The 10,037-nt window shown below is 39.7% G+C and carries 5 protein-coding genes and 1 pseudogene; 4 read left to right on the top strand and 2 right to left on the bottom strand.

The features are described from left to right. The first annotated feature begins 445 nt into the window (after positions 1–445). A complete protein-coding gene (locus I2483_RS17540; RefSeq protein WP_207278407.1) occupies positions 446–3,928 on the top strand; it encodes a right-handed parallel beta-helix repeat-containing protein in 3,483 nt (1,160 codons plus the stop codon). Between the two features lie 203 nt (positions 3,929–4,131). Here the strand turns inward: I2483_RS17540 and I2483_RS17535 are convergent, their stop codons facing one another. Both I2483_RS17535 and I2483_RS17530 read right to left on the bottom strand, forming a co-directional pair. Continuing rightward, the gene (locus I2483_RS17535) at positions 4,132–4,605 is read right to left on the bottom strand and encodes a Fic/DOC family protein (RefSeq protein WP_207278406.1); all 474 of its coding nucleotides are present in this window, start codon (positions 4,603–4,605) and stop codon (positions 4,132–4,134) included. A gap of 87 nt (positions 4,606–4,692) precedes the next feature. Beyond that, entirely contained in the window at positions 4,693–4,869 is a 177-nt protein-coding gene (locus I2483_RS17530; RefSeq protein WP_207278405.1) for a Zn-dependent hydrolase, read from the bottom strand. A gap of 278 nt (positions 4,870–5,147) precedes the next feature. On the opposite strand from I2483_RS17530, the pseudogene I2483_RS17525 reads away from it, so the two are divergent. From I2483_RS17525 to I2483_RS17515, 3 genes and pseudogenes are all read left to right on the top strand, one after another. Further along, positions 5,148–5,264 (top strand): annotated as a pseudogene (locus I2483_RS17525) (restriction endonuclease); the annotation flags it as partial. 284 nt (positions 5,265–5,548) lie between these two features. Further along, on the top strand, positions 5,549–8,071 hold the full coding sequence (locus I2483_RS17520; RefSeq protein WP_207278404.1) for a DEAD/DEAH box helicase family protein: 2,523 nt from the start codon (positions 5,549–5,551) through the stop codon (positions 8,069–8,071). Positions 8,072–8,349: 278 nt separating this feature from the next. Next, the gene (locus I2483_RS17515) at positions 8,350–9,993 is read left to right on the top strand and encodes an endonuclease NucS domain-containing protein (protein WP_207278403.1); all 1,644 of its coding nucleotides are present in this window, start codon (positions 8,350–8,352) and stop codon (positions 9,991–9,993) included. The last annotated feature ends 44 nt before the right edge of the window (positions 9,994–10,037 follow it).

The raw sequence follows: 10,037 nt of genomic DNA, 5'->3' as shown, positions 1-10,037 counted from the left end.
TTTAACGACAGCACGACGTCTTTGGCCTAGACGAACGGTGCCTTCACACTATATATAGACAAACCATTCGAAAAAGGGGACAACTTGATGAAATTAAAATTTCAGGTACCTGTGCAAGATTGTATTCGGATAACTCACTACAATTGCATATACATGAACGGGAGATTAGATAGGCGCCTGATTATCTAATCCCTAATGGCTTTTTATACAATCGGTTGAATTGTTGGTTGTTTTTTTTGCACAGGCACACAAAAAATACGTTGTTGTTTCTTGCACAGGTACCGGTTTTAACAACTAGCTACTCTCGTTCACAAGCAGTTCTTTACTCTGTCCCTAGGCTTACTAGTATACTTAACTCATGATCGAACTCATTCGTATAAGTATGTTTAGAAAAATACAACGTATAGAAATCAATGGAATTTACGAATAGAAAGTGGGAAGATACGTGGCAATTATTCAAGTGTCTCAGCGTGAAGGATCCAACTACAAAACCATTCAGGTTGGAGTAGAGGTAGCTCTACCAGGAGATACAGTGGAAGTTGATGAAGGTGTTTATGATGAACATGTAACAATCGATAAGCTGCTGGTTCTTCGAAGTTCAGAAGGTGAAGCGAGCTCAGTTCGTCTAACAGGCAGTGTTCGTATCGCGACAACGGAAGAAGTGCGTATCGAATCGATCAGTATTGGCGGAGGCACTGGTCCAGTGGACTATGGAATACATATCGAATCAGGAGATGTAACGCTTCACCACTGTCTTTTCTCTGAGATTCAAGGAGTTGCAATGCGAGTTGATGCAGCTGCAAAAGTATCCGCAGGGCATACGACCTTTCAAAAAAACATACAAGGGATTGAGGTATTCGGGCGTTTGGCTTTGTTCGAATGCATAGTAGAAGACACGATCAAGTCTGCACAAATTAGTGTGCGCGCGGGAGGAGAAGTCGCGGTAACGAATACCGGAATTTTAAGTGGGCAAGAAGCTGGCCTTTGCTTGTATGAAACGAGTCGAGCAACAATCACCAAAAGTTCATTCATCGGAAATCGCGGGGTTCAACTTCGTTTGGAACAAGACAGTTCTATGGACGTAGAAAGTACGAATTTTTATTTTGGACATGTGCAAGGAATCTATTGTGATCAATCTAAGGGTGTCCTGAAAAATTGTGTTTTTAAAAACCAACGTTTGGAGCATGTAGCATTTACGAATGGATCCCATATCGAAGTCGAGGCAAGTACGTTTGAAAATGGTGAGGCTGAAGGAATGAACGTCAGTAATTCATCAGTTAAGCTATCCGACTCACAGTTTAAAAACCAAAAAGGAGACCAAATTTCCTGTAATGAACAAAGCAACCTCTCGATTACAAAGACACAGATCCTTTCGGGTAAGTCTAGAGGAATTGTTTCCGAAAATTCCACGTGTACACTCATCGAATCTGAAGTGAAGTACAATCTGATGACGCAACTCACTTCGTTTACTCAAAGCGTGTTCACGATTCTGGGTTGTGAAATTGAGAGTGGAAACAATAAAGGCGTTTACGTGACAAGTAGTCAAGTGACTATTTCGGATTCTCTTATTAGCCATCATAGTGGTGTACAGATTTTTGCTTCTGAACAATCGGAAGTAATTCTGTCGGCGACCGAAGTAAAGAGTGGGGATAGTGCAGGGATAGTTGTGAAAGAATCCAAGTTGACGGCAGCCAATTGCATCATCTTCGGTCATAAGGGATCCAACGTTTTACTCAGTGCTGCGGCTAAAGCAGAAATTACCGATTGTAAAATATCGAGTGGCGATAAGAACGGCATACTTGCAGGTCCTGAAGTCGTTATTTCAATAGAACGGTCAATTTTGTTCAATCATAAAAGGCCACAAATAAGAGCAACGGAATCTGCAGAAGTCTTTATAACGGAGTGTGAAATCTATGACGGTAAATCGTCAGGAATCGTCTTGAGTCAGGTGGAGCGTACTGAAGTGACGGAAACTCGCGTACATGGCCACCCGGATGATCAAATCATCTTGCAAGATTGTTCGGATGCTGTATTCACTGGGGTGCAAGTGATGAATGGAAAGAAGGCTGGACTGAGACTCGAGCGTTCGGTTCCGGTTCTTAACGACTGTTCTTTTGAGAACAACCAAGCAGGAGATTTAGTCCGCTTTGATGACAGTGTTCCAGTGCTCACCAATACGGACTTGCAGGTTCCACCAATCACTAGTAAATTAGGCGGCAGTGCTGGACATTCCTCTCCTGTAGATTCATCACCTACTGATCAGATGGATGTTTTCATGAATGGTTTGAACGGGTTTATTGGACTGGAAGATGTGAAAGACAAAATCCAGGAGTTTAAAAACGTTAGCGACATTAATCAATTCAAATTAGAGCGTGGAATGAAAGCTAACGAGGTGGTAGCGCCCCATATGATCTTTCAAGGTAATCCGGGTACTGGTAAAACGACAGTCGCTCGGCTTATAGGAAAGATTTTTAAGGAACTAGGTTTATTAAAAACAGGCCACGTCACTGAAGTGAAGCGGGAAGATCTCGTTGGAACACATGTCGGTGAATCAGAAGAACGAACGAAAGTAATTATTAAGGAAGCTATGGGTGGCGTCCTCTTTATAGACGAAGCGTATACGCTTGCAGCAGGGGGCAATTCTAGTAATGATTTCGGTAAAAAAGTAATTGAAACGTTGCTTCCTGAAATGGAAAATTCTCGCGGTGAATTCATTGTTATCGCGGCAGGCTATACCGAAGATATGAACCGTTTCCTAGCGTCTAATCCGGGATTGAAAGATCGTTTTACTGAAAAGATTCACTTTCAAGACTATACACCAGATGAGTTGCTTCAAATCTTCTTAAGCCAGTGTGAAGGAAGCTATGTGCTTACTCCTGCTGCCAAACAAGCAGTTTATGAGGGGTTCGTGGAACGTTATCGTATGCGCGATGAAACATTTAGTAACGCTCGAATGGCACGTATCCTATACGATCAAATCGGGCTTGCTCAGTCGATGAGAATTGCGAAACTTCCGCGTGAAGAGTGGACGGAAAAGGTATTGACGACGTTTGAAGAACAAGACGTTGTACAAGCGGTACAAGAGCGTGGCGTGAAGTCGTACGAAGTTCCAATCGATGAAGTACTACTCGCCCATAAACGTGCAGAACTCCATCAGTTTATCGGCCTTGGTTCTGTGAAGGCTGAAATCGATAAAATGATTGAATTAATGAGATACTACAAACGAGAAAATTATTCTACAGAGAAATTGATGAACCACACGCTGTTGATTGGTAAACCAGGGACAGGTAAAACCGAGGTCGGTCGTGTGCTCGCTGGTATTTATCAAGCGCTAGGATTATTAGAACGAGGCGATCTGATTGAAGTAGATCGCAGCGATTTAGTCGGAAGTCATATTGGTGAAACGGAGAAGCTGACAGCCGGGCTGATTGAACGAGCGATGGGGAGTGCGTTATTTATTGATGAAGCATACACACTTGCGAGTGGTGGAGAGAATGACTTCGGGAAAAAAGCAGTGGAAGTGTTGCTGAAAAAAATGTCCGATCGACAAGGTGAGTTCCTAGTAATTGCCGCAGGGTACGAAAAAGAAATGAATCGTTTCTTAGACAGCAACGCCGGACTCCGTCGACGTTTCGGACTAACGCTCCATTTTGAAGATTATACACCAGAGGAATTAATGGAGATTACCGACCTCTATAGTAAAGGGTACGGCATAACAGATGAAGCAAAGCGTGCATTAGTTCTTCACTATGAAGAGATTTATGCGCGTAGGGATAGTCATTTCGGAAATGCCGGTCTTGCTAAAAAAATAGCAAAAGAAATGACGCGTAAAGTCGATTATCGAATGGCTGTGGCGAGCACTAAACAAAATAGGCTTGCGCTCGAAAAAGAAATTACGAAGGATGATTTAGTTTTGTTGGAGAGTTGAATCGCTGCCTGTGCACCGCGCAATTCGGACACTAATCAAATAATTTGAACGGTAAATGAAAAGAATTCTCTGGCCGAAAAAGGGCTGGAGTTTTTTTACTTCCCCATCAATTTTCCGCCAGCTTTTGTTATTTATTTGTTGCACAGGCACACAAACAATTTAATATAAAAAACGAACTATCCAAGTCGGAAGTTCGTCGGCATTTAATCTATGGGTTTTAATGTATCTAGCAATACCTTTTCAAGAAAATCTTCACTTGTTACTGCACGTATCATAGCTTGCATGTATTCGTCACGATTGATTTTGTCGTATGTCCATAAAAATTTTTTTGACTTTGCAAAGGCTTGTAGGAAAATACGAATTGTCCGACCATTGCCTTCACGAAATGGATGCAGCATATTCAGCTCTGATTTGAAATAAGCCAATCTTTTAGCTGCATACTCAAGAGTATCCCAGTCAGGTTCATTGTCTAATTGAGTGAATAAATTAGACGCGTATGCATCCATGTATTGTACTTGGCAGAAGCGCGTATTACCTTTCATCAATTGCACATCTCGGAATTGTCCTGCAAACGAGTAGATGTCTTGGAATAGATGGCGGTGAAGTCCGACAAAATTGGTGAGCGAAAAAGCCATGATGTTGTATGCACCTTGTTCAATTTGAGTTGCACGAATCAAGAAAGTAAACGCCTCAGCCTGCTCAAGCTCGGCAAAATTTGTCATACTTAACAAATTTGTCGTTAAAAGATAATCGTCATTTCAAATTCATTGTATGTCGCCATTTACCAAAGCTTCCTTAATCAACGCCGGCGTTACTGGCATACCCGAATTGACAATATCAAGAGCTTTTTGTTGCAGTGAATGACTTAAATGTAAGTTTTCGAGCTCCATATTTTTCAATACGCGGTTAAACTCAGGAGAATTTAATTGAATTTCCTTCACACTAAACGACTCCTTCCTATACTCATTAATTATAAGCTGTATAGCAGAATTTATCCAATTAATCAAGTGGGGTTCAACTTTTTAGTGACAGGTACCTGTGCAAGGTCGTATTCGAACAATTTGAATCGCTGCCTGTGCACCGCGCAATTCAGACACTAATCAGACAACTCTAGCGGTGAATGAAAAGAATTCTCTTGCCGAAATATGGCTGGAGTTTTTTTACTTCCCAATCAATTTTCCGCCACTTAATGTTTTTTTTGTTGCACCCACGCAATTCGATAGAGGATAAAGTAGATAAGCTTAATCCATGGGAAATGCAAGAATTAGTAGGTGGGCTATTGGAAGCTATGGAATACAATGTCCGAATAAGTCCGAAAGGTTCCGATGGCGGTGTGACAAATCATTGGTTGAATAATTCGCAGTTGGCGGATATTGCGTAGTATCCATTATAGATTGCATGTACAAATTTAAAGTCCTTTTAGAAGGTCTTTTTTTTTTTTGAGGGGACACTGGTATTTGACAGTAGGAACAAACGGGGTAGTAATGCTATTTCAATAATATTTTAATTAGTAAGATATCTACTTGGTATTATATGCAATTTTAATCGTTTTATAGTATATTTGAATTATAAGTGGATTTTAGTAATATAGTTCTACTATATAATACGAGGAGGAATTGTATGTCTGGATATTCGAGTTATATGGTGGAAGAAGTGAGAGAAAGAAAAACGGGTGGCGAGAAGCAACCTTTCCCACACCAATTAGAAGCCTTTGGAGCATTGGCTTCTACATTAACGACACCTATAACAGGTTATAAGGGAACGATGCTCGTGTTGCCTACAGGCGCTGGTAAAACATTTACGGCCGTCAATTGGATTTGTAGAAATATCCTATCTAAAGGAATAAAAGTTCTTTGGTTGGCGCAATCCTCTACTTTGCTAGATCAGGCGGCACAAACATTTAAAAGCGAGATGCATCATATTTCTGAGAGAGATTCTATTAATATGAGGGTCGTCTCTAGCAGTGATCATCATGCGAATGCAGGCACCATTGTGCCAACTGATGACGTCGTAATATGTACTACCCAGACGGCAATTCGAGCTTATTTTACTGAAGCAACAGACCTTAAGGGGGGGCAAAGGAATACGCCCTTCAGAGAATACGTAGATCATTTTTCTGATGAAGAATTCTTCGTTGTTGTAGATGAAGCACATCATACGCCTGCATTTGGCTGTAGAACTCTTTTGACATCAATGAGAACGAATATGAAAAATCTATACATACTAGGTCTTACAGCTACGCCAATGCATAATGACAAGCGAATTAGTGGATGGTTATGGGAAATATACAACGAGAAAATCTGTTATGAAGCGGATAAAAATGTTTTGCAAACAAATGGTATTTTGTCTGTGCCCAAATACATTGAAAAACAAACGGGAATTGATTTTGAAGTCGATGATAAATTATACGAGCGTCTCACTAGTAAACATAAAGACTTGCCGGAAGAAATTATAGAAAAAATAGCGAAGGATTCTTCGAGAAACAATTTTATCGTAAGTGATTACGTGAATAATAAAGAGGAATATGGGAAGACGTTAATTTTCGCGGATCGCTGGTTTCAATGTGAATATATAGTTGGCAAACTAAATGACCTAGGCGTTAAGGCAAATGCTGTTTATTCCAAAGTTGAAAATAGTAACGAGCCAAATGTTGAGGGTGTCGGGCGTAGAAGTAACAAAGACAATATGTTGATCATGAAAGACTTTAGAGAAGGAAAGTACGATGTTTTAGTGAATGTGAGGATGTTGACCGAGGGGGTTGACGTACCCGATGTTAAAACAGTCATGATGACCAGGCAAACGACAAGCCCTATTCTATTCACTCAAATGGCGGGTCGTGCTTTAAGAGGTGAAAAAGCGGGTGGTGGAGAAGAAAAGGACCATGCGAACATTGTCATGTTTATGGACAACTGGAAAAGACTGCTTAACTTTGTGGATGATGTAGAAGGAGTGGATTCAGATAAACCTTCAAGACAAGGGAGGAATCCATTTGACCTTATTTCAATCCAATTGGTAAAAAATGTGGTTGCAGATATCATGTATGAAGGATATGAACAAGCGCCTTATTTACGTTTTATCCCTGTTGGTTGGTATGCAGCAGAGTATGTGGTATCTATAGAAGATCATGGAACTGAAGAACTTGTCTCTTGTATGGAAAGTAGTGTTGTATATGACTTTAATGAATATAAATACGACAAGTTGATGGACTTTTTATTGCAAGAGGATTTAGGTGCTTGGGCGGATGAAAGCTTAGAAGACGATGAGCTATTACCGATTGCATCTTCGTACGCCCATCAATTTTTCATCGATGAAGAGGATAATCTTGATGGAAATCTACATGTGAATATTGTTGGAATCATTAGGCATATCGCTCAAAACAAGACAAAGCCTGAGTTTTTCAACTTTAATGAACGAAATGTTTATGATCTAGATAGAATCGCTTTGGAACACGAGTACACACCACCCCGCGAGTGTATTACATATTTAAAAAACGTATATAATGATGAAGGATTACTCTGGAAATTACTGTATAAGAACTTTATGTACTTTAAGAAGGCATTTGATCATTCTATGAATCGGATATTAATGGGACCAGAAACTGGACAGCCTATAGACGGAATTGGTATTAATGAACCTGTTGGTGTTTTAACGGACGAAATGAGGCAACAAGTTTACCTGCGGGATAATCTTCAATGTCTCTGTTGCGGTAAAAAAAGAAGAAAAGGGGTATCTTTGGAGATTGATCATATTTTACCAATAGCGATGGGTGGGAAGAATACACCTTCCAATCTTCAAACGCTTTGTAGACAATGTAATAGTATAAAAGGCGTGAATGAAATCGATTATCGTTCAATTATATCGCCATTAAACGTACCCAAAGAAATGCTGCTATTCAACATTACCGGTAGTGATGCTATTGAAAATGTGATTGCTAGAATTGTGAACCACATCTATCATTGCAAAGCACTTTGTAATCTTGAATACAACGAGAGAAGAAACGGGAAAAATTACAGTACATGGATCATCAACTTATACAATGGCAACAATCCACAATGGCTTGAGGATAATCTACCTACTTTACTTAATTATGTACAACGCGAACTGGGATGGACTAATCTTGAACAAATAATTGTGAAAACTTAATTTCGGGTACTTGTGCAAGATTACATTCAGTCAATTTGCTACATTTGCATATGTATGAACAGGAGATTTGATAGGCGTCTGATTATCTAATCTCCATTGGCTTTTTATACAATGGGGTGAATTGTTTGTTGTTGTTTGTTGCACACAAACAATTAAACGGATACTTGAATTGATACCTAATACCTAATACCTAATACCAGAACTGGGTAAAATGCATTACAATGGACTCAAGACTAACTAGTTATTTTTTTAAGTCAAAAAAATAAAGGGGGAGCATGATGAATTATTTAATACCCTACGTCGATCCAAAACGAAATGATGGAGAAGAGGATCCGATGTTCAATGAGTTCACTTATGGTGACAAAGGTTCAAGGGGACTTAAGTTGCTTACGACAGTAAACAAAGGGGATTATTTGTTTTTTCACACGAGCATAAACAGAAAACGCTATATCACAGCTTTTTACGAAGTGGAAACCGTTATGCCGATTACAGAAGCAAAGAATAACCCCTTAATTATAAGTAAGTACCGAAATCCACATTTAGTTAACAATGTTGTTAGAGAACATGAAGTAATCGTTTTTGGACATCCCATCCAATCGTTTGAACTCGTCACTCCACTGGAAATAGATGAAGGACTGCTTGATCAGTTAGGTATCCCTTTTGATCCCTATACGAACCCAACTGTTTTCGGTTCTTTGACTTCCAAACTTAGAAACTGGTGCTCTTTGGATGATCGCCAAGTGCGTTTCCTCGTAGATAGCATTTTAAGCTTGCCGCAAGACAAGCTGGTATTGTTGGGCAAACAGCTATCTACCAATGAAATTCCACAACTGTTGGAACGGGACATCGAAGATTTCATTGCCAACTGGCCTAAATTGATTGGCCCAGATATGAAAGTGAAAGATCGTCAATATATATTTGTAAACAGCAATAAACGACTAGATCTTCTTCTGGAAAATGAAAAGACCGGCGAGTTGACAATCGTTGAGATTAAAAAAGATGCCATTGATTTAAATGCTTTGTCCCAACTGAAAAACTATATAGAAGAATATAAGAATGATACAGGAGCTCTTCACGTCAACGGTGTACTTGTCGGAAATGGTGTTTTACCGTACTTTGAGGAACAGATTATTGAGAAGGTCAGAAAACGTGGCTGGAAGTTGCTGAACTACGGATGGTTGTTGTCGTTAGAGGAACCGTACAAGAATTTAATGGATGAAGGGGCTCAGAATATAAATCCTGTTTCACTTTCATTCAGTAAAATGTCAGACGGCGTCAAAGATTCATATAAACTCGTCTTATCTAATCAAATGAACCAAGAGCTTAATCAAGTAAGGATTCATATTAACGATCATTTGAGTGATGGTACTTATGTAAACATCGATAATATGCTAGGAAATGAACAAGTTGAAATTACGAACCTGATGTCTCTTGACATGGATAACATAAAGGAATATATCGTTACAGGCGTCACTTCTGAATCATGGATAAGCCTTTCATTTAGCAACGAGAAGTTACGTAATACAGTAAGTTATAAAACCGAAACAGGAGAAGTGGCTTGGCTTATTCCTTGTTCCGACAGAGAAGTAATCCCGATTGCTAAAATTGTACGTGTTCTCTTCAAAGACCAATATAATGTCGAACCATCACGTGAGAATAAATACTACGCAACATTGTTGACGGAACATCCCCGAATCGAAGGTGTAATGGATGAATTGTATGGACTCGTGGAGGACTATTATCGGGGAAGAAAAGCGTACCATGATTCTGAAACTTTGGAAATCCTGCAACAGAAGTACATGGTGAAATTTGAAAACTCAGAGGGCACGGATATATTACTTGCCTATTGTGAAGCTAGCCGAGACTATTTTAAGTTATCGAGTAAGGAAGTAGCGAGGATGTTTATGAAGTTTGCATTGTAAAAATTTCAGGTACCTGTCGGTGGTGCTATTCTGAAAATACACTA

Origin of the sequence: Sporosarcina sp. E16_3 (genome assembly GCF_017347125.1) — a bacterium.
Taxonomy (GTDB): Bacteria; Bacillota; Bacilli; order Bacillales_A; family Planococcaceae; genus Sporosarcina.
Note: the sequence above shows the minus strand (reverse complement) of the source record. Positions and strands in the feature narration are given on the sequence as shown.

Bases quoted from the DNA above. Each gene is read 5' to 3' on its own strand.
- I2483_RS17520 (WP_207278404.1), top strand. From the start codon at position 5,549: ATGTCTGGATATTCGAGTTATATGGTGGAAGAAGTGAGAGAAAGAAAA.
- I2483_RS17515 (WP_207278403.1), top strand. From the start codon at position 8,350: ATGAATTATTTAATACCCTACGTCGATCCAAAACGAAATGATGGAGAA.